The sequence below is a fragment of the Bordetella genomosp. 5 genome (assembly GCF_002261475.1).
Classification (GTDB): domain Bacteria; phylum Pseudomonadota; class Gammaproteobacteria; order Burkholderiales; family Burkholderiaceae_B; genus Bordetella.
Genome location: NZ_NEVN01000008.1, coordinates 181,310 through 201,778, shown reverse-complemented (window position 1 = coordinate 201,778; position 20,469 = coordinate 181,310). Strand labels below are relative to the sequence as shown.

The window sequence follows — 20,469 nt, the reverse complement described above, 5'->3', positions numbered from 1 at the left end:
CCAGAAGTTGGATGGTCAGAAGCTAAAGCCCGTAGATAAAGAAAGCCCGGCGAATCAACTAACCCCCGAAATTTGGACACTGATCCGATCTTCGGGGGGGAGTTCAGAATGGCAGATAGAAAGGCCCACGGAATCGGCAGATAAAAAAATGCCCGGGGAATCGGCAGAAAACCCGGGCAAAGAGCCAATCTATTCGGTGTGGGTCAGTCGACGTCGACGAACGCCTCTTCGCGTTTCTTGCGCAGCGCGGGCAGGGCCACGAGTACCAGCAGCACGGCGGCGGCGGCGAGCAGCGAGGCCGAGAGCGGGCGCGTGACGAAGGTCGTGAAGTCGCCGCGCGACAGCAGCAGGGCCCGACGGAAGTTTTCTTCCATCATGGGGCCGAGCACCAGGCCCAGCAGCAGCGGCGCGCCTTCGCAACGCAGCTTGCTCCAGATGTAGCCGATGATGCCGAAGATCGCGAACATGAAGACGTCGAAGACGTTGTAGTTCAGCGAATACACCCCGATGGTGCAGAACACCAGGATCGCCGGGAACAGCATGCGGTAAGGCACGCGCAGCAGCTTGACCCAGATGCCGATCAGCGGCAGGTTGAGCACCACGAGCATCAGGTTGCCGATCCACATCGAGGCGATGAGGCCCCAGAAGAGTTCGGGGTGGCTGGTCATGACCTGCGGACCCGGCTGGATGTTGTGGATCGTCATGGCGCCGACCATCAGCGCCATCACGGCGTTGCCCGGGATGCCGAGCGTGAGCAGCGGGATGAACGAGGTCTGCGCGCCCGCGTTGTTGGCCGACTCGGGGCCGGCGAGACCCGCCGGGTGGCCCTTGCCGAAGCGTTCGGGGTTCTTCGAGATCTTCTTCTCGAGCGTGTACGACGCGAACGCCGACAGCACCGAACCGCCGCCCGGCAGGATGCCGAGGATCGAGCCCAGCGCGGTACCACGCAGCACGGCGGGGGCCGCTTCGCGGAATTCCTGGCGGCTCGGGTAGAGCGAGCCCACCTTGTCCTGGATCTCGACGCGTTGTTCTTTCAGCTCGAGGTTGGCCATGATTTCGGAGAGGCCGAACACGCCCATGGCGACAATGGCGAAGTCGATGCCATCCTGCAGCTCGGGGATGCTGAAGTCGTAGCGCGCCACGCCCGAGTTCACGTCGGTGCCGACCATGCCGAGCAACAGGCCCAGCAGGATCATGCAGATGGCCTTGGGCAGCGAGCCCGAGGCCAGCACGACGGCGCCGATCAGGCCCAGGGCCATCAGCGAGAAGTACTCGGCGGGGCCGAACGCGAAGGCCACATTGGCCAGCGGCGGCGCGAAGGCGGCGAGCAGCAGGGTGGCCACGCTGCCCGCGAAGAACGAGCCGATGGCCGCCAGCGACAGGGCCGCGCCGGCGCGGCCGTTGCGTGCCATCTGGTGGCCGTCGAGCACGGTCACCACCGCGGACGTCTCGCCAGGCAGGTTCACGAGGATGGCCGTGGTCGAGCCGCCGTACTGCGTGCCGTAGTAGATGCCGGCAAGCATGATGAGGCCCGCCGTGGGCGGCAGCACATACGTGATGGGCAGCAGCATGGCGATGGTGGGCACGGGGCCCAGGCCGGGCAGCACGCCGACGAGCGTGCCGAGCAGGCAGCCGATGAAGGCGTAGAGCATGTTCTCGGGGGTGAAGGCCACCGAGAAGCCGAGCATCAGGTTGTCGATCAGTTCCATGTGTGTGCTCCTCAGTTGCCCAGCGCCGCGGGCCAGAGCGGGAAGATCAGGCCCAGGCCGCGGATGAATGCCACATAGGAGAACAGCACCAGGAAGAGGCCGTTCGCGACGGCGACCTTCCAGTTGAACTCATGGCTTGCGAAGCTGCTGACGATGACCAGCAGGAAAAGCGAGAGGTAGAGGCCGAGCGGACGCAGGGCGAAGCCGTACAGCACCACCGATCCGACCACCAACGCGACGATGCGGAAATCGAAGCGCGACACGTGGGTCTCGGTGGCGCGCTTGTTGAGGGCGCCCAGCATCACGATGGCGCCCATGAGCGCGAGAACGATGCCGAGCCAGAATGGGAAGTAGCCGGGGCCCATGCGGGCAGCGGTGCCCATGCTGTATTGCGTGGCCTGTACTGCAAAGCCAGCCCCCAGGCCGATGAACATCACCCCAGACCAAAAGTCTTGTCTGTTTCTTAACAACGTCGTGTCTCCAAGTTCTGGCGCGCCCAAATAAAAAAACCGGGGTAGCCCCGGCGGGAACGCATTCTGACCTCTCAACTCGCTTTCATGAAGAAAGCGTATTGAAAGCAAAGCGAAAGCAGACGGAATGGTACCGGTATCGGAATTTCCTGAAAACCCGTAATTGCGATAAATTTTTCCGGGATTTCCCCTAGTCCAGAGAATGAACGCTCGAGCGTGCGTCGTTCGCATGCGCGAATTGCTTACGGCATGAAAGCTGACTGACAGGCGTTCGGACGAGGGAAGGGCGACGGTCCGCCGCGAAGGCAAGCCGTGTGCCCGGGGGCTTGGCGCCGGGGGAGGAGGTGCTGCGGATGCGGGGAAGAGGGGCGCTGCCCGCCGCAAAGGCGGCTGGCACGCGGCAGGTGTCATGGGGACTCGACCCGGCCGCGCGGCGCGGGCGCGAACGGGGCTGCGGCGCGTCCGCGCGCGCCGCAGCCTGCCTTGGAAACTAGGCCCGGAGCCCGGGGCTCAGCGCACCATGCACGGACGCTTGCGGTCGAAGGTCCAGCCCGGGATCAGATACTGCATCGCCATGGCGTCATCCCGCGCACCCAGACCATGTTGCAGATAGAGCTGGTGCGCGCGCTCGACCGCATCCATGTCGAGTTCGATGCCCAACCCGCCGGTTTGAGGCAGTTCGATGTAGCCGTTGCGGATCTGCAGCGGGTTGCGCGTGAGGTATTGGCCGTCCTGCCAGATCCAGTGCGTGTCGATCGCGGTGACGCGGCCGGGTGCCGCGGCACCCACATGCGTGAACATGGCGAGCGAGATGTCGAAATGGTTGTTCGAGTGCGAGCCCCACGTCAGGCCGAACGCCTGGCAAGTCTGGGCCACGCGCACCGAGCCTTGCATGGTCCAGAAGTGCGGGTCGGCCAGCGGGATATCCACGGACTGCAACGAGAGCGTGTGCGCCATTTCGCGCCAGTCGGTGGCAACCATATTGGTGGCGGTGGGCAGGCCGGTGGCGCGGCGGAACTCGGCCATCACCTCGCGTCCCGAAAACACGCCTTCGGAGCCGCAGGGATCTTCGGCGTAGGCCAGCACGCCGTGCAGGTCGCGGCAGAGCCGCACCGCCTCGTCGAGCAGCCAGCCGCCGTTCGGGTCGAGCGTGATGCGGGCCTTCGGAAAGCGTTCGTGCAGCGCGCGGATCGCTTCCACCTCGGCATCGCCGCTGAGCACGCCGCCCTTGAGCTTGAAATCTTCGAAGCCATAACGCTGATAGGCCGCCTCGGCCAGCTTCACGATGGCTTCCGGCGTGAGCGCTTTCTCGTGGCGCAGGCGCAGCCAGTCGTCGGCTTCGTCGGGGGCGCTGGCGTAGGGCAGGGGCGTCGCGTTGCGATCGCCCACATAAAACAGATAGCCCAGCATCTGTACCGAGGTGCGTTGCACCCCTTCGCCGAGCAGCGCGGCCACGGGCACGCCCAAATGCTTGCCCAGCAGGTCGAGCAGCGCCGATTCGGCGGCGGTGACCGCGTGGATCGCCACGCGCAGGTCGAAGGTCTGCTGGCCTCGGCCGGCGCTGTCGCGGCTGGCGAAGGCCTGGCGCATCCGGTTGAGCGTCTGGTTGTATTGGCCGATCGAGCTGCCCACGATGAACTCGCGCGCGTCCTCGAGGGTGGCGCGGATCTTCTCGCCGCCCGGCACTTCGCCCACGCCGGTATTGCCGGCGCTGTCGGTCAGCACGATCAGGTTGCGCGTGAAATAAGGGGCGTGCGCGCCGCTCAGGTTGAGCAGCATGGCGTCCTGACCGGCAACGGGGATCACGCGCATCTGCGTGACCGTGGGCGTGGAAGAGGGGCTTTGCGAGGTGTGGGACATGATGAGCTGCTTCTACAAGTTGGGCCCGGCGCGCCGCGCGCGCCGGGGAATGCGTCGAGGTGAAATTACTGCACCGTGATGCCGCCGGCTTCGATCACCTGCTTCCAGCGCGCGCTTTCTTTCTTCTGAAACTCGGTGAAGGCTTCGGGCGAGTTGGCCACGACTTCGAGGCCCACGTCGGTGAAGGGCTTGCTCACCGCCGGATCCTTGATGGCCGCGGTGAGCGCCTGCGAAAGCTTGTTGCGCACGTCGTCCGGAATGCCCTTGGGGGCGACCACGGCTTGCCACGCGTACACCTCGAGTCCGGGCACGGACGCTTCGGCGAAGGTGGGCACGTCGGGCAGCACCGGCGAACGCTTGTTGCCCGTGACGGCGATGGCCTTGAGCTTGCCGGCCTTGATGTGCGGCAGCACCGCGTTCACGTTCTGGAACGACATGTCGACCTGATTGCCCAGCAGATCCGAGATCGCGGGGGCGCCGCCCTTGTACGGAATATGCAGACCCTTGGTGCCGGTCTTCTGCCAGAAGAGCTCGGCGGTCAGGTGATCCGACGAGCCGGCGCCCGAGGTGGCGAAGCTGATTTCGCCCGGCTTGGACTTCAGCAGCGCCAGGACGTCCTGCACCGAATTGATCTGCGGCGCGAGCTTGGGATTCACGACGAGCACGTTCGGGGTCTGCACGGCCACCGTCAGATAGGTGAAGTCTTTGGCGGGATCGTACGGAATGCCTTTCATCAGATGCGGGGCGACGACCAGCGGCGCAAGCGACGTCACCATCAGCGTGTAGCCGTCGGGAGCGGCGCGCGCAGCCTGGGCCGCCCCGATCGTGCCGGTGGCGCCGGCCTTGTTCTCGACCACGAACGACTGCTTGAGGGATTCGCCGAGCTTGTTGGCCACGGAGCGGGCGACCGAGTCGGTCGCGCCGCCCGGCGGGAAGGGCACGATCATCGTCACGGGCTTGTCGGGCCAGGCGGCCTGGGCCGAGCTGGCGACCACGAGCAGGCCCAGTCCGGCCATCCACCGGCGTGCAGTGAGGTTCAATCTTTGTCTCCTGGTTGAATTGGTATAGGCCCTGTCGGTGGAGTTAACGTTACCATCTGCGTTGGTAACGTTAACAACAGGATTTTGGTAGGATAGGTTCAGGCGGGAGCGCATCGCTACCCCGTATAAACCCTAGGCCTGCCGCCGCGCCATGGCGGGCTGCAGCAGGTAGGCTGTGGCCCTTATTCCTTCACACGATCCGATCCGCATGCCCACGTCCGCCCCGAAACCTCGCGCCCGCCGCGCCGATAAAGCCGGCGTCACCGTTCGCGAAGTGGCGCGGGCGGCGGGCGTGTCGATGATCACCGTGTCGCGCGTGATCAATACGCCGCAACACGTCTCGCCCGCGACGCTCGAAAAGGTCAACGCCGCGATTGCACAGCTCGGTTATGTGCCCAACCTGATGGCGGGCGGGCTGCGGCTGTCGCGCAGCAATCTCGTGATGGTGCTGGTTCCTTCGCTGGCGGGGCCGCTGTTCGGCGGCATGCTGAGCGCGCTCACGCACTCGCTCGAGGCCAAGGGCTATCAGTTGATGGTGGGGCAGAGCGGCTACGACGCACCGCGCGAAGACGCGCTGTTGCGCGCCATCATCGGCCGGCGGCCCGATGGCATCGTGCTCACCGGCGTGATGCATTCCGCGCAGGGGCGGGCGCTGCTGCAGGCGTCGGGCATTCCGATCGTCGAGACCTGGGACACCACGCCCACGCCGATCGACATGCTGCTCAGCCTGTCGCACGCCGACATCGGCGCGGCGGTCAGCCGCTATCTGCATGCTGCCGGCAAGACACGCCACGCGGTGCTGAGCGGGGGCGACGAGCGCGCCCGTCTGCGCGCGCAGAGCTTCGTGCGCACGGCTGGCGAGCTCGGTCTCGCCGAGCCACCGGTGCACTATGTGCGACCCGCGACCACGCATGCGCAAGGGCGCGAAGGCCTGCGCGCGTTGCAGGCGCAAGGGCATCCGATCGACGCGGTGTTCTGCAGCTCCGATCTGATGGCGGCGGGCGTGATCACCGAAGCGATCGCGCAGGGCCTGTCCGTGCCGGGCGATCTGGCGGTCGTGGGCTTTGGCGACATGGAATTCGCCGCATCGATGCAGCCCGCGATCACCTCGGTGCATGTGGACGGCGCGGCCATCGGGGCGCAGGCAGCGGACATGATCGCGGCCCGCGCCAACGGCGATGGGCCGCATAGCGACGTCGTCGAGATCGGATTCCGCATCGAGGCCCGCGACAGCGCGTAAGCCGCGCAGCTTCGTCGCGCTCGTCAAAAAAACACGGCGCCCCGAGGGGCGCCGTGCGCTTTCTGCCTGCCCCCGACCCGGGAGACTTCGGGCGGGGCAGGGCGAGAAACCGAGATCAGCTGTGGTACGCGGATTCGCCGTGGCTGGTGACGTCCAGGCCTTCGCGTTCCTGGTCTTCCGGCACACGCAGGCCGCAGAGCATGTCGGCGATTTTGTAGGCGATCCAGGCGACGATGCCCGACCACACGATGGTCAGCAGCACGCCTTCGAGTTGCACCCACACTTGGCCGAGGATCAGGCCGGCGCTGTCCAGGCCCGGGCCGCCGAGGGCCTTGGCGTTGAACACACCCGTCAGGAGCGCACCGATGATGCCGCCCACGCCGTGCACACCGAACACATCCAGCGCGTCGTCGGCCTTGAGCAGGCGCTTCAGACCGTTCACACCCCACACGCAGATTGCGCCGGCGGCGATACCGATCAACAGCGCGCCCACCGGACCCACCAGGCCAGCGGCCGGGGTGATGCCGACCAGACCGGCGATGGCACCCGAGGCGGCACCCAGCATCGAGGGCTTGCCCTTGATCGACCACTCGGTGAAGATCCAGGCCAGCACGGCGCCAGCGGTAGCGACCATGGTGTTGAAGAAGGCCAGCGTGGCGCCTTCATTGGCGGCCAGGGAAGAGCCCGCGTTGAAACCGAACCAGCCCACCCACAGCAGCATCGCGCCGATATAGGTCATGGGCAGGTTGTGCGGCTGCATCGCTTCGCGGCCATAGCCCACGCGCTTGCCGATCACGTAGGCGCCCACCAGACCGGCCACGCCAGCGTTGATGTGCACGACCGTGCCGCCGGCGAAGTCCAGTGCGCCACGCGCATTGAGCAGGCCCGGCGCGGTTTCGGAAGCGAACCACACCATGTGCGCGATGGGGATGTAGGCAAACGTGAACCAGATCAGCGTGAACACCAGCACGGCGGAGAAGCGCGCGCGCTCGGCGAAGCTGCCCACGATCAGCGCGCAGGTGATGCCGGCGAACGTGGCCTGGAACGAAGCGAACAGCAGCTCGGGCAACGTGCCGGACAGCGCGAAGGTGCCGTCCGCCGGGTTGAAGATGCCTGAGAAGAAGGTACGGCTGAATCCACCGAAGAAGGCGTTGCCTTCGGTGAAGGCCAACGAGTAGCCGTAGACAAACCACAGCACGACGGCGAGCGCGAAGGTGCAGAGCACCTGCATCAGCACCGACAGCACGTTCTTGCTGCGCACCAGGCCGCCATAGAACAGGGCCAGGCCCGGCACGGCCATCATGAGCACGAGCAGGGTCGAGACCAGCAACCAGGAGATATCCGCTTTATCCATTTTTCATGGCTCCAAAGAGTCTTGCTTATCGTTATTACAGGGCTGCTTCGCCCGACTCGCCGGTCCGGATACGGATGACTTGTTCCAGCGGGGCGGTAAAGATCTTGCCGTCACCGATCTTGCCGGTACGGGCCGCTTGTTCGATGGCTTCGACGACCTGGTCGACCAGGTGGTCGGGCACGGCGGCTTCCACCCGCAGCTTGGGCAGGAAATCGACGGCGTATTCGGCGCCCCGGTACAGTTCGGTGTGACCCTTCTGGCGGCCGAAGCCTTTGACTTCGGTGACCGTCAGCCCCTGGACGCCGATCCCGGACAGAGCCACCCGCACTTCGTCGAGCTTGAATGGCTTGATGATGGCGATGACGAGTTTCATGGCTTTTCCTCTCATGGTTGCACGTTGGCATGGGCTATCAAGCAACATCCATGCCAACTTTTGCTGGCCCGCTGGTCAGGGACGGGTGCGAGAGGACAGGCACAGTTTCCGCGCACGCAGCGCCAAACTGGGGCATAAAGCGGGGCGTCCATGCATCAAAATGGTGCGAAGGCGCCGTCGGCTCACGCGCTGCAACGGAATGTGTGAAGCGTCGCGAGTTTGTAGCAAATTGCGTATCCGGGGCGCTGCGGGGTCGCGTCGCGCCGTGCGTGGCCGGGGTCCCCCGTCGGCGGATTTTTCGGGCGTAGACCCTTGATTTGCTGGGGCGGTCCGCCGGTCTCGACATGCCGCCGGCGTCCTCGCCATGGCCTGTTCCGGCCACGTTATTACCGCGCCGCTGAAACGCGGGTTTACACGTATGCGCTTGTTGACCTGACCCGGCTGGGGAAGAATCGAGGCGTTGTTAGTGCATTGCGCGAGCAACAGCCCGTCGGATGTCGCGGCAATCGATATCCGGCAGGTTTTGGGGGTGCGCCTTGACGGCAGCTTCCTGGAGTCGCCTCCCGGCGATTCTGTTTTTCTCCTGTGCTTTGAAAAGCGGCGCCGACATCGGCCCGCTTTTTTTTTGCCACCGGCGGGGCGCGTTGTCCGGGCTGTCCATTCGCGCCATCCCAGCGGAGCCCGATGCGGCCCCGTCGCGATGAGTCTGCAGGGAAGCCCGTCAGGCTCTACACTGGCAGTGTTGTCATTCATACGAAGGCGAGCGCAATCATGAACCGCACCCAACAATGGATGGAAGAGTTCCAGAAGAACATCTCCGACCTCATCGCACGCAGCCCCGCAGCGGATCTGGAGCGCAACATGCGCTCCATGATGACGCAGGGTTTTGCCAAGCTCGATCTGATCACGCGTGAAGAGTTCGACGTGCAGACCGACCTGCTGGCGCGCGCCCGCACCCGCGTGGATCAGCTGGCCGCGCAGGTTCAGGCGCTGGAAGCGCGCCTCGACGCGTTCGAGCGCAGCCGCACCGGCTCGCCCGCCAGCGAGGCCTGAGCCTCGCACCGCGTCGGGCTCGGTTGCTATCGGGTCCGACGCGGTGAACCCGACTCAGCGCGAGGCCGCCCCCGCGGCTTTGCGAACCGCGCCGCCTGCGCCGTGCAGGGGTGCGACCAAAGCGTCCCGGCGCGGCCACGAAGCCCGTGCCGGCGTTGCATACTGCCACTCCCCCTGACTGCTGGAGTGGCCATGACCCTGGCCGTATTTGCCAGCCGCGCGCTGGCCGGACTCGATACCCCTGTCGTCCGGGTCGAGGTCCATGTGGCAGGCGGCCTGCCGGCGTTTACGGTCGTCGGGTTGGCCGACACCGAGGTGCGCGAGAGCCGCGAGCGCGTGCGCGCCGCCATTCTCAATAGCGGATTCGATTTTCCTCACGGCCGGGTCACGGTGAACCTGTCGCCCGGCGATCTGCGCAAGGCGTCGGCCCGGTTCGATCTAGCGATCGCGCTCGGGGTGCTGCAGGCCTCGGGCCAGCTGGTGCTGGCCGAGGCGCAGGCCCAGGCCTTGACCGATATGGTGTTGGCCGGCGAGCTATCGCTCACCGGCGCGGTGGTGGCCGTGGCACAGCCGCTGGCGCTGGCGCTGGGCGTGGCCCGCCAGCAACCCGACGCCATATTGGTGCTGCCGGCCTCGTGCGCGCCGATCGCGGCGTGGGTGCCCGGCTTGCGGGTGCTGGCCGCGCACACGCTTGGCGAGGTGGCGGCCTGGCTGGCCGGGCAGGGCGCATTGATCCCGCCGGCCGCCGCGCCACCGCCCGCGGGTCCGCCCTGGCCCTGCCTGTCGGACGTGCGCGGCCAGGCGCAGGGGCGGCGCGTGCTCGAGGTGGCGGCCGCGGGCGGCCACAGCCTGCTGCTGACGGGGCCGCCGGGGGCGGGCAAGAGCATGTTGGCCCAGCGCCTGCCGGGCTTGTTGCCGCCGCTGCGCCGCACGGCGGCCCTGCAGGTGGCCGCGATTGCCGATCTGGCGGGCCAGGCCGTGCATTTCGGTCGGCTGCCCTGGCGCGCGCCGCATCACTCCGCGAGCGCCGCGGCGCTGGCAGGCGGGGGCGGGCGGCCGCGTCCGGGCGAGGTGACCCTGGCCCATCACGGTGTTTTGTTTCTCGACGAACTGCCGGAGTTCGGCCGTCAGGCGCTCGAAACCTTGCGCGAGCCGCTCGAAAATGGCGAGGTCATGGTGGCGCGCGCCTTGCATCGGGTGCGTTTTCCCGCGCGATTCCTGCTGGTGGCCGCGATGAATCCGTGCCCGTGCGGCTGGCGCGGCCATCCAACCCGCCCGTGTCGCTGTACGCCGGATCAGGTCGCGCGATATGTGGGGCGCGTGTCGGGGCCACTGCTCGATCGCATCGATCTGCATGTGCATCTGCCGCCGGTCGCGCCGGCGCGGCTCGAGGACGGACCCGGCGAAACCTCGCAGGCGGTGCGGGCACGGGTGCGGCGCTGCCGCCGCCGGCAGCGCTTGCGGCAGGGCTGCGCCAATGGGCAGCTCCCGGTGGATGCGCTGGCGGGGGTGTGCGGGCTCGATGGCGGCTCGCAGGTCTGGCTGGCGCGCGCCCTCGAGCGGGCGGGGGCGTCGGCGCGTGCCGCGCATCGGCTGTTGCGGGTGGCCCGCACCCTGGCCGATCTGGAGGGCGCGCAGCGGGTAGAGGTGCCTCACCTGGCCGAAGCACTCCAGTACCGGCACGCCGGAGCGGTTCGCTGAGAGGTCTCTCCGACCCTAATTTATCGGGCCCGAAACGCCCGCCGTCGCCGCTATCCGACACGGCTGTGTCAGGCGAATAGACAAGCGACGCAAAATCACCATATAATCAAAGGCTTTCCGGCATTCTCTGTCGGGAAAATTAGAAGTGGCGCGGGTCTACAAGTTTTGGTTTCTCCTTCTTGGGCGGATCAAGCACCTGTTGCCACAATCAATCAACAAAGCCTTTTAGGAATCATCATGCCCAAGATGAAGACCAAGAAAAGCGCTGCAAAGCGCTTTCAGGTCCGCGGCAGCGGATCCATCAAGCGCGGTCAGGCGTTCAAGCGTCACATCCTGACCAAGAAGACCACGAAGAACAAGCGCCAGCTGCGCGGTTCGGCTGCGGTCCACGAAACCAACGTCGCTTCCGTGAAAGCGATGATGCCTTTCGCTTGATAACGGAGATCTGATATGCCTCGCGTCAAACGTGGCGTTACCGCCCGTGCCCGTCACAAAAAAGTCCTGACCGCCGCCAAGGGTTACCGCGGCCGTCGTGGCAACGTCTTCCGCATCGCCAAGCAAGCGGTGATGCGCGCCGGTCAATACGCCTACCGTGACCGCCGCAACAAGAAGCGTACGTTCCGCGCTCTGTGGATCACCCGTATCAACGCCGCCGTGCGTGAACAGGGTCTGTCGTACAGCGTGTTCATCGCCGGTCTGAAGAAGGCTGCGATCGAACTCGACCGCAAGGTGCTGGCCGATCTGGCCGTGCGCGACAAGGCTGGCTTTGCCGCCATCGTGCAACAAGCCAAGGCGGCCTTGGCTGCCTGATCGCGTCCACATACATCGCGGATCGCTGCAAACGGGGCTGTAATGGCCCCGTTTGCGTTTTCAAGGCTCACATTTCATGACTCTACTGGCTGACGACCTGGTTTCCCAGGCGCAAGAACGATTCGCCGCCGCCACCGATGCGGCCGCGCTGGAAAACGCGAAAGCGCTATTCCTGGGCAAGGACGGTGCGCTCACCGTGCAGCTCAAGGCGCTGGGCAAGCTCGATCCCGAAGCCAAGCGCGAGGCCGGCGCCCGAATCAACAAGGCCAAACAACAGATCGAAGAGCTGCTCAATGCTCGCCGCGCCCAGATGGCGCAGGCTGAGCTCGACGCACGCCTCGCTTCGGAAACCATCGATGTCACCTTGCCCGGCCGCGGCCGTGTGGCAGGCGGCATCCATCCGGTCATCCGCACCTGGGAACGCGTCGAAGCCATCTTCCGCTCGATCGGTTTCGATGTGGCCGACGGCCCCGAAGTCGAAAACGACTGGACCAATTTCACCGCGCTGAACAATCCGCTGGATCATCCGGCGCGGTCCATGCAGGACACCTTCTACGTCGACATGAACGACGCCGATGGCCTGCCGCTGCTGCTGCGCACGCACACCAGCCCGATGCAGGTGCGCTACGCCCGCATGCACAAGCCGCCGATCAAGGTGATCGCGCCGGGCCGCACCTATCGCGTCGACAGCGACGCCACGCACTCGCCGATGTTCCATCAGGTCGAAGGCCTCTGGATCGCCGAAGACATCTCGTTCGCCGACCTGAAGGGCGTCTACACCGACTTCCTGCGTTGCTTCTTCGAAAGCGACGACCTCGTCGTGCGCTTCCGTCCGTCGTTCTTCCCGTTTACCGAACCCTCGGCCGAAATCGACATGATGTTCACCTCGGGTCCGAACCGTGGCCGCTGGCTGGAAATCTCCGGCTCGGGTCAGGTGCATCCGCAGGTGGTGCGCAACTTCGGGCTCGACCCCGAGCGCTATATCGGCTTCGCGTTCGGCTCCGGCCTCGAGCGCCTGACGATGCTGCGCTACGGCGTGAACGACCTGCGCCAGTTCTACGAAGGCGATTTGCGCTTCCTGCGCCAGTTCAACGAATAAAGACGGCTGATCATGCAATTTCCTGAATCCTGGCTGCGCACGCTCGTCAACCCGGCGATCGCAACCGACGAACTCGCGCACCAGCTCACGATGGCCGGGCTGGAAGTCGAAGAAACCCTGTCCGCCGCGCCGCCGTTCTCAGGCGTGGTGGTGGCGCGTATTGCCGAGATCGCGCCGCATCCCGATGCCGACAAACTGCGCGTGTGCAAGGTCGATGACGGCTCGGGCGAACTGCTGCAGATCGTGTGCGGCGCGCCCAATGCGGCGGCCGGCATCACGGTGCCGCTCGCCCGCGTGGGCGCCGAGCTGCCTGGCGGCATGAAGATCGGCGTGGCCAAGATGCGCGGCGTGCAGTCGTCGGGCATGCTGTGCTCGGCACGCGAACTCGGCCTGTCGCAAGATCACGGCGGCCTGCTCGAGCTCGCCGGCGACCTCGCGCCCGGTACCGACATCCGCGCCGCGCTGTCGCTCGACGACACGCTGTTCGTGCTCAAGCTCACGCCCAACCGCGCCGACTGCCTGTCGATCCTCGGCGTGGCGCGTGAGGTGTCCGCGCTGACCGGCGCCGCGCTCACGCTGCCCGCGTTCGAGCCCGTGCCCGTCACGCTGAACGACCGCCTGCCGGTCTCCATCGAGGCCGCCGACCTGTGCGGCCGCTTCGCCGGTCGCGTGATCCGTGGCGTGAACGCCCGGGCCGCCACGCCCGACTGGATGCGCGAGCGCCTCGAGCGTTCGGGGCAGCGTTCGGTGTCCGCGCTGGTCGACATCTCCAACTACGTGATGCTCGAGCTGGGCCGTCCGTCGCACGTGTTCGACCTGGACAAGATCCAGGGCGACATCAACGTGCGCTGGGCGCGCGCCGGTGAATCGCTCGAGCTGCTCAATGGCCAGACCGTCACGCTCGACCCGAAGGTCGGTGTCGTGACCGCCGGCGAGCAGGTCGAAAGCCTGGCGGGCATCATGGGCGGCGAGGCCACCGCCGTCACGCTCGACACGCAAAACATCTACCTCGAAGCCGCGTTCTGGTGGCCCGAGGCCATCGCCGGCCGCGCGCGCCGCTACAAGTTCAGCTCCGAAGCCAGCCATCGCTTCGAACGCGGTGTCGATTTCGACAACATCGTCGCGCACATCGAACGCATCACGCGTCTGATCGTGGACATCTGCGGCGGTCAGGTCGGCCCGGTCGATGACCAGGTAGCCCGTCTGCCCGAGCGCGCGCCCGTGCGTCTGCGTCTGGCGCGTTGCCATCGTGTGCTCGGCGTGCCCGTCACGGCCGCCGAGGTCGCCGACATCTTCACGCGTCTGGGCCTGCCCCATACCCGCGAAGGCGACGACTTCATCGTCACGCCGCCGTCGTATCGCTTCGATATCGAGATCGAAGAAGACCTGATCGAAGAAGTGGCCCGTGTCTATGGCTTCGAGCGCATCCCCAGCGTGCCGCCGGTGGCGCGCGCCAAGATGCACGCCACGCCCGAAGTGCAGCACGGTCCGCACGCGCTGCGCCGCGCCACCGCCGCGCGCGACTATCAAGAGGTCGTGAACTACAGCTTCGTCGAAGCCGACTGGGAACGCGACTACGCCGACAACACCAACCCGGTGCGCCTGCTCAACCCCATCGCCAGCCATCTGTCGGTGATGCGTTCGAGCCTGATCGCCGGCCTGGTGGCCATCGTGCGCCACAACGCCAATCGCAAGCAGTCGCGCGTGCGCCTGTTCGAACTGGGCCGCGTGTTCGTGCGCGATGCGCAGCTGGCCGATGGCCCCCTCGAAGTGGCGGGCGTGCGCCAGCCGATCAAGCTCGCCGGCGTGGCCTGGGGCCCCGCCAACGAAGAGCAGTGGGGCGAGCCCACGCGTCAGGTCGATTTCTTCGACGTGAAGCTCGACGTGGTGGCACTGTTCGGCGTGCGTGGCCCCGAGCTGCGTTTTACGGCCGATCGTCATCCCGCGCTGCACCCGGGCCGTAGCGCCCGCATCGAGCTCGACGGCAAGGTCGTGGGCTGGATCGGCGAGCTGCACCCGCAGTGGGCGCGTCAGGCCGACCTGGCGCATGCGCCGGTCGTGTTCGAACTCGACGCCGACGCGCTTGCCGCGGGCCGTCTGCCGCGCGTGGCCGAGCTGTCGCGCCAGCCGGTGGTGGTGCGCGACCTGGCCCTGTGGGTCGACGAGGGCGTGCAGGTGCAGTCCATGCTCGATACCGTGGCCGCCACGGTGGCCGCGGATCCGCAACTGGCGGTGGTGCAGGATGCACGCCTGTTCGACGTGTGGCGCGACAAGCCGCGCGACGGTCAGCCCGTCACCGAGAAGAGCCTGGCTTTCCGCTTCTGGCTGCAGGACACTGCGGTAACATTGGACGAAGCCCGCGTGGCCGACTGCCTGGCCCGCCTCAAAGACGCGCTGGTCTCCGCACACGGCGCACGTCAACGGGTGTGATCATGGGGAACCCTATGCTTGCCGAGCCGCGCACGCTCACCAAGGCCGAACTCGCCGAACTTCTGTTCGAGCGGGTCGGTCTGAACAAACGCGAGGCCAAGGATATCGTCGATACCTTTTTCGAAGAGATCCGCGAAGCCCTGGCCCGTGGCGATGCCGTGAAGCTCTCGGGCTTCGGCAATTTCCAGGTGCGCGACAAGCCGCCGCGTCCCGGGCGCAATCCCAAGACCGGCGAAACGATCCCGATCGCGGCGCGCCGTGTGGTGACATTCCATGCCAGCCAGAAGCTCAAAAGCGTGGTCGAGCACACCCCGGCGTCCGACCCTCTCATCAACCCCGCGGAGTGATACGCTTTGTCGGCAATTGTTATCGGTCCTCGAAGCGTTGCGGCATAAAATCCACCTATGACTCGTCCCGAATCCACTGTCACGCTACCGCCCATTCCCGCCAAGCGCTATTTCACCATCGGTGAGGTGAGCGACCTGTGCGGGGTGAAGCCCCATGTCCTGCGGTACTGGGAACAGGAATTCACGCAGCTCAAGCCGGTCAAGCGTCGTGGCAATCGGCGTTATTACCAGCACCATGAAGTCCTGTTGATCCGCCGCATCCGTTCCTTGCTTTATGAGCAAGGCTTCACGATCAGCGGTGCCCGCAATCGCCTCGGCGATGCGCGCGATGTGCCGCACGATGCCGACGCCGCCGTCCGCCTCAGCGCAGCCGAACTGCAATCGCTGCGCAACGAGCTGGGCGACATCTCGGCCTCGCTGGCCGAAGCGCTCGGCACCTCGAGTTCCAAGCCTGCCAGTCAGGCCGCATGACGCGTGGCAGGGGAGGGCGCGGCTCTCGCCACACACGCATTCGCAAAGGCACCTTCGGGTGCCTTTTGCTTTGGTGCGCGCGGATGTGGCCGCCGCGGCATCCCCTCATGTCATCAGCATGAAAAAAAGTCGTCGATGCGCCGCACGCGTCTTTTTTATGGGGTATTATTCCGGCCCGGTCGTAGCTCAGCGACGCGGCACGAAGAGCAGGGCATCGCAAGATTTCCGCCTCCGTTTCGCGCAGTCTGTTCGTGCATTCCGGCATGCGCGTGGCATGCGAGGCGTTCCCCAAACGCCAGGCTCGCCACCCGCCATCGATGTGATCTCGCTTTTGCGTGGCTTGCAAAGATAGATGCCCGGATTTGCGCAAATTGATTTAGTTCTGATATACTTTCGGTCTTCGGGGCGTAGCGCAGCCTGGTAGCGCACTTGCATGGGGTGCAAGGGGTCGCGAGTTCGAATCCCGCCGTCCCGACCAAAAAGAAAGGCCGTCAGTGAGAAATCACTGACGGCCTTTGTCGTTGTGGGGCATCAAAAGACTCGGCTTAAGCGTTGGCCAATGTGGCCCGCGCGGTGATCACGATCCAACCACTGGCCATCCACCGTTCATCATTGTCCGCTGCCCCCAAACGGCGCGCCCTTCCGAGGCCAAATTTCATGCCGCAATGGCCACAATTGGCGGATGGTGAATCCCCAGAGCAGGCCGTCCGCCAGTCCCGTGAAGCCGCCGGATGCCAGCGTGAATATGGCATCGGAAGTCAGTGACGGGTTTCGTGCGGCCATCGCCGAAATGACGAACTTGCAAACGAAGATGATGATGAGCGACACGAGCGTTATCGGGGAGCCTGGCCGGGCGATTCGCCTACTCAGGCTGTCGTAGGTGGCACCTAGGCGTCCTGGCCAGATCAGATAGCCCGCAACGCCGCCTACGCAAACAAAAATGCCAAAAGCTGCGTAGGCGAGAAGCCGCACATGGGCGTCCGCATGGATAGACGCCAACCCCCAAACGAGAAATGCAGAGGGGAGTAGCAGCGTTTGCAGCAACGTGCTTCGGCGAGGGCTTAGTGCGCGAATTCCCCGGTAGATCAATAGCAGCAACACGCCCCACACCCACAGTGGCGTGTGACGCAGAAACTCCGTAGGCATTCGACCTTCCTATTCGACCGCCCAGGAGGGACATGAGCGCTGGGTTGTGCTCGCACAGAAGGGCGAGCTTCGGATGGATCCTGCGTGGCCCCACGATAAAGCGACTTCGCAGGCTCGACGGCGGCATGCCAATCCGTCAGAACTTCGTTGCCGAGGGCCCGAGCCCTGGATCCGAAGGAGGCCGCGAAGGGGCCCCGCCGCTCGCCCCATTTCATATGCAGTCCCACAACGTAACTCCTCGAAAACTCGCTGCAACCTCGAAGTGAGCCCGGAACGCGGCCGCGCCACGGCGCCGCGGCATGGGGCGGCGTCCAGTTTTCATCAGTCTTTGCGGTTTGCTCGCGTGCAACCATCGGTCGGCTGTGTCTCCGTCTATCCAGGAACCGTAATGGTTCTCATTAAAGGATCAATGCTCCGATGAAATCGCCGCACATTACCGCTCGCGCGCTTCCTCCCCGTTCTTGCCTGGCGCCCGCGTTGGCTGCTGTCGCCGTTCTTGGCGTGCCGGCGCAAGCCAGCGGGGCTTCGCCCAACGACGCCAGGCCGCCGGTGCAGCTCGCGCCGGTGACCGTGACGGGAGATGCGCCCCAGGGGTCGAAGACCGATGCGTCCGCGTCGGGCAAGTACGCCGCGCCGCTGATCGACGTGCCGCAGACCATCACGGTGGTGCCGCGCCAGGTGCTCGACGAGCAGAACGCGCTCAGCCTGCGGCAGGCGCTATCCAACGTCTCCGGCATCACGTTCAACGCGGGCGAGGGCGGTGGCGGCAGTGGCGACTCGATCAATATCCGCGGGTTCAGCGCCAATGCGAGCATGCAGGTTGACGGCATGCGGGACAGCGCGCAAACGAGTCGCAGCGACCTGTTCAATATTGAATCGGTCGAGGTCATCAAGGGGCCCAACTCCGTCTTCGGCGGAGCGGGCACGACGGGCGGCAGTATCAACATGATCAGCAAGGCGCCCAAGTCCTCCGACCTCACCACGGTCGGCGCGGGCCTGGGCACCGACCGGTACAAGCGCCTGACCCTCGACACCAACCAGGCCTTCGACGACGGATCGCGCGCGTTCCGCCTGAACCTGATGGGGCATGGCAACGACGTGCCCGGCCGCGATCAGATCGAGAAAAAGCGTTGGGGGATCGCGCCGTCGTTCGCGTTGGGCCTGAACGGCCCCACCACCTTTACGGTCAGCGTATTTCATCAGACCGACGACAACGTGCCCGATTATGGCGTGCCGGCCTTCCGCGGCAAGCCGCTCGATGGCGTGTCGCGCCACGCTTACTTCGGCTGGCGCAATCTCGACAAAGACAAAATTCAGTCCGACACGGCGACCGCCCGGCTCGAGCATACGTTCTCGGAAAGCCTGAAGCTGCAGAATACGCTGCGCTATGCATCGTTGAATCGCGACACCGTGATCTCCGCCTCGCACGTGAACCGCCAGGGCATGCGCACGGGCTACTACAAGCCCGCCGGCCCGCAGGCTTACGGGCGCGATTCGCACACGACCATGTGGGCCAATCAAACCAATCTGACGAGCAAGTTCGGCACGATGGGGCTGCAGCACACCCTGGTGACGGGCGTGGAGTTCTCGCAGGAAGACTACGAGCGGGACACGTACTCGTACAACATCAGCAGGCTGTTCCCCGCGGCGGGTTATGCCCTGGCCAATCCGCCGGGGTATTGGCGCGGCGCCGTCGATAAAAAGATATCGGCCCGCAACAAAACCCGGCTCGACACCAAGGCGATCTATGCCATGGACACGGTCGCGCTCAGCGAGCGTGTCGATGCCAACGTCGGGCTGCGCTACGACTGGATCGACGGCCGCTCGGCCAGCCATTCGGTCTCTGCCGCGAGCACCGACGACCACACGTCCGATCGCAAGCTCAGCTCGCGTTTCGGGCTCACCTACAAGCCGGCGCAGAATGGCCGTGTTTACGTGGCCTACGGCACGTCGTTCAATCCGTCCGCCGAGTTTCTCGTCACGACGGGCTCGGGCGTGAGTCAGAGCACGTCCTCGCTCGCACCCGAGAAAAACCGCACGCTCGAGCTGGGCACCAAGTGGGAGTTGTTCGACAAGCGGCTCGCCGTGGGCGGTGCGCTGTTCCAGGTCGACAAGACCAATGCCCGCGAAGCGCTGGCCGATGGCTCCTACCTGCTCGCGGGGGCGCAACGCGTGAAGGGCGTCGAGCTCGATGCCTCGGGCAAGCTGACGCCGAAGTGGGATGTGTTCGCCAACTACACGTACAGCGACAGCGAGACGCGACGGTCGCTGGTGACGCCCGCGCGCATCGGCCAGGCGCTGGGCAACACGCCGCGCCATTCCTTCAGTCTGTGGACCACGTACGTGCTGCCGCAGGGCTGGACGGTGGGTTACGGCACGCGCTTTGTCGGCTCGCGCAATGTCACGTCGCAGGGCGATGGCAAGCTGAGCCCCTATTGGGTGCACAGCGTCATGGCGTCGTACGACGTGACACGCAACCTGAAGCTGCAGCTCAATATCGAGAACCTGACCGACGAGCTGTATGTCGAGCGCGTGCGCCAGACCGCCGGCACGCAGGCGCGGTCGTCGGCGATCGAATACGGCGACGGCCGCTCGGCCATGCTGTCCGCGCTGTATCGGTTCTGATGCCCACACACATCCGGAGGTCAGCGTCATGATGGTTCACATACCCAGCGTGCTGAGCGCCGACGAGGTGCACGCGTGCCGCCAGCTCCTGCTGCAGGCAGACTGGCAGGACGGGCGCGGCACGGCCGGCTTTCAGTCGGCGCTGGTGAAAGACAATCTGCAGCTGCCGCCGGATTCGGAAGAAGGGCTGAAGGCCGCCGCCCTGATCGACGCGGGGCTCGCACGGTCCGCGTTGTTCATGTCGGCGGCACTGCCGGCGCGCATCTTTCCCAAGCTGTTCAACGTGTACGGCGAGGGCCAGTCGTTTGGTCTGCATGTCGACAACGCCATCCGCCGCATTCCGGGCACGGGTGTGAGCATCCGCACCGATCTGTCCGCCACGCTGTTCCTGGCCGAGCCGGACAGCTACGACGGCGGCGAGTTGCGGGTGCAGGACACCTATGGCGAGCACGCGGTCAAACTGCCGGCGGGCGACATGGTGCTGTACCCCTCGGACAGCCTGCATTACGTGACGCCGGTGCGCCGCGGGATGCGGCTGTGTTCGTTCTTCTGGATGCAAAGCATGGTGCGGGACGAGGGCCAGCGAACCTTGCTGTTCGACCTCGACTGCGCCATTCAGGATGCGGGCAGCCAGCTCGGTCCGGGCCACGACACCGTGGTCCGGCTGACGCGCACGTATCACAACCTGCTGCGCCGGTGGGCGACGCCGTAGGGCTTTGCCGGTACGTGCCCGGGTATTGC

18 protein-coding genes and 1 tRNA gene are annotated in these 20,469 nt (G+C 65.6%); 12 read left to right on the top strand and 7 right to left on the bottom strand.

The annotated features are described in order from the left end of the window. Nucleotides 1-203 precede the first annotated feature (203 nt). The 4 genes from CEK29_RS15455 to CEK29_RS15440 all read right to left on the bottom strand — a co-directional run bounded on the left by CEK29_RS15455 (nucleotide 204) and on the right by CEK29_RS15440 (nucleotide 5,055). Nucleotides 204-1,709 (bottom strand): tripartite tricarboxylate transporter permease, encoded by a 1,506-nt coding sequence (locus CEK29_RS15455; protein WP_094801842.1) that lies wholly within the window; start codon nucleotides 1,707-1,709, stop codon nucleotides 204-206. An 11-nt stretch (nucleotides 1,710-1,720) separates the two neighbouring features. Then, on the bottom strand, nucleotides 1,721-2,143 hold the full coding sequence (locus CEK29_RS15450) for a tripartite tricarboxylate transporter TctB family protein (RefSeq protein WP_094801840.1): 423 nt from the start codon (nucleotides 2,141-2,143) through the stop codon (nucleotides 1,721-1,723). Nucleotides 2,144-2,689: 546 nt separating this feature from the next. Next, entirely contained in the window at nucleotides 2,690-4,039 is a 1,350-nt protein-coding gene (gudD, locus tag CEK29_RS15445; RefSeq protein ID WP_094858620.1) for a glucarate dehydratase, read from the bottom strand. Nucleotides 4,040-4,104: 65 nt separating this feature from the next. After that, nucleotides 4,105-5,055: a Bug family tripartite tricarboxylate transporter substrate binding protein gene (locus CEK29_RS15440; protein ID WP_094858619.1), complete on the bottom strand. Its 951-nt coding sequence runs from the start codon at nucleotides 5,053-5,055 to the stop codon at nucleotides 4,105-4,107. 232 nt (nucleotides 5,056-5,287) lie between these two features. Between CEK29_RS15440 and CEK29_RS15435 the strand changes: the two genes are divergently transcribed. Further along, entirely contained in the window at nucleotides 5,288-6,319 is a 1,032-nt protein-coding gene (locus CEK29_RS15435; RefSeq protein ID WP_094801834.1) for a LacI family DNA-binding transcriptional regulator, read from the top strand. Nucleotides 6,320-6,434: 115 nt separating this feature from the next. On the opposite strand, the gene amt is transcribed toward CEK29_RS15435, so the two are convergent. Beyond that, nucleotides 6,435-7,673, bottom strand: coding sequence for an ammonium transporter (amt, locus tag CEK29_RS15430; protein WP_094801832.1), 1,239 nt, complete (start codon nucleotides 7,671-7,673; stop codon nucleotides 6,435-6,437). Between the two features lie 34 nt (nucleotides 7,674-7,707). Beyond that, nucleotides 7,708-8,046 carry a P-II family nitrogen regulator gene (locus tag CEK29_RS15425; protein ID WP_094801830.1) on the bottom strand — a complete coding sequence of 113 codons (339 nt, stop codon included), beginning with the start codon at nucleotides 8,044-8,046 and terminating at the stop codon, nucleotides 7,708-7,710. Nucleotides 8,047-8,817: 771 nt separating this feature from the next. On the opposite strand from CEK29_RS15425, the gene CEK29_RS15420 reads away from it, so the two are divergent. The 9 genes from CEK29_RS15420 (at nucleotide 8,818) to CEK29_RS15380 (ending at nucleotide 16,435) form a co-directional block, all read left to right on the top strand. Continuing rightward, complete coding sequence (locus CEK29_RS15420; protein ID WP_094801828.1) at nucleotides 8,818-9,099, top strand: accessory factor UbiK family protein; 282 nt, start codon at nucleotides 8,818-8,820, stop codon at nucleotides 9,097-9,099. 192 nt (nucleotides 9,100-9,291) lie between these two features. After that, on the top strand, nucleotides 9,292-10,800 hold the full coding sequence (locus CEK29_RS15415) for a YifB family Mg chelatase-like AAA ATPase (protein WP_094858618.1): 1,509 nt from the start codon (nucleotides 9,292-9,294) through the stop codon (nucleotides 10,798-10,800). A 237-nt stretch (nucleotides 10,801-11,037) separates the two neighbouring features. Continuing rightward, nucleotides 11,038-11,235, top strand: coding sequence for a 50S ribosomal protein L35 (rpmI, locus tag CEK29_RS15410; RefSeq protein WP_006387997.1), 198 nt, complete (start codon nucleotides 11,038-11,040; stop codon nucleotides 11,233-11,235). Between the two features lie 15 nt (nucleotides 11,236-11,250). After that, nucleotides 11,251-11,610 (top strand): 50S ribosomal protein L20, encoded by a 360-nt coding sequence (rplT, locus tag CEK29_RS15405; RefSeq protein WP_094801824.1) that lies wholly within the window; start codon nucleotides 11,251-11,253, stop codon nucleotides 11,608-11,610. Between the two features lie 76 nt (nucleotides 11,611-11,686). After that, nucleotides 11,687-12,709 (top strand): phenylalanine--tRNA ligase subunit alpha, encoded by a 1,023-nt coding sequence (gene pheS / locus CEK29_RS15400; protein ID WP_094801822.1) that lies wholly within the window; start codon nucleotides 11,687-11,689, stop codon nucleotides 12,707-12,709. 12 nt (nucleotides 12,710-12,721) lie between these two features. Further along, nucleotides 12,722-15,139 carry a phenylalanine--tRNA ligase subunit beta gene (gene pheT, locus CEK29_RS15395; RefSeq protein ID WP_094858617.1) on the top strand — a complete coding sequence of 806 codons (2,418 nt, stop codon included), beginning with the start codon at nucleotides 12,722-12,724 and terminating at the stop codon, nucleotides 15,137-15,139. Nucleotides 15,140-15,141: 2 nt separating this feature from the next. Then, on the top strand, nucleotides 15,142-15,486 hold the full coding sequence (locus CEK29_RS15390) for an integration host factor subunit alpha (protein ID WP_094801818.1): 345 nt from the start codon (nucleotides 15,142-15,144) through the stop codon (nucleotides 15,484-15,486). Nucleotides 15,487-15,543: 57 nt separating this feature from the next. After that, on the top strand, nucleotides 15,544-15,957 hold the full coding sequence (locus tag CEK29_RS15385; protein ID WP_094801816.1) for a MerR family transcriptional regulator: 414 nt from the start codon (nucleotides 15,544-15,546) through the stop codon (nucleotides 15,955-15,957). Between the two features lie 401 nt (nucleotides 15,958-16,358). Next, nucleotides 16,359-16,435: transfer RNA gene (locus CEK29_RS15380), tRNA-Pro, on the top strand. Between the two features lie 131 nt (nucleotides 16,436-16,566). On the opposite strand, the gene CEK29_RS24195 is transcribed toward CEK29_RS15380, so the two are convergent. Further along, entirely contained in the window at nucleotides 16,567-17,103 is a 537-nt protein-coding gene (locus CEK29_RS24195) for a DUF6622 family protein (protein WP_369597738.1), read from the bottom strand. A 417-nt stretch (nucleotides 17,104-17,520) separates the two neighbouring features. Between CEK29_RS24195 and CEK29_RS15370 the strand changes: the two genes are divergently transcribed. Next, nucleotides 17,521-19,728 carry a TonB-dependent receptor gene (locus CEK29_RS15370; protein ID WP_094858615.1) on the top strand — a complete coding sequence of 736 codons (2,208 nt, stop codon included), beginning with the start codon at nucleotides 17,521-17,523 and terminating at the stop codon, nucleotides 19,726-19,728. A gap of 28 nt (nucleotides 19,729-19,756) precedes the next feature. Beyond that, complete coding sequence (locus CEK29_RS15365) at nucleotides 19,757-20,440, top strand: Fe2+-dependent dioxygenase (RefSeq protein WP_094801812.1); 684 nt, start codon at nucleotides 19,757-19,759, stop codon at nucleotides 20,438-20,440. Nucleotides 20,441-20,469: the final 29 nt, after the last annotated feature.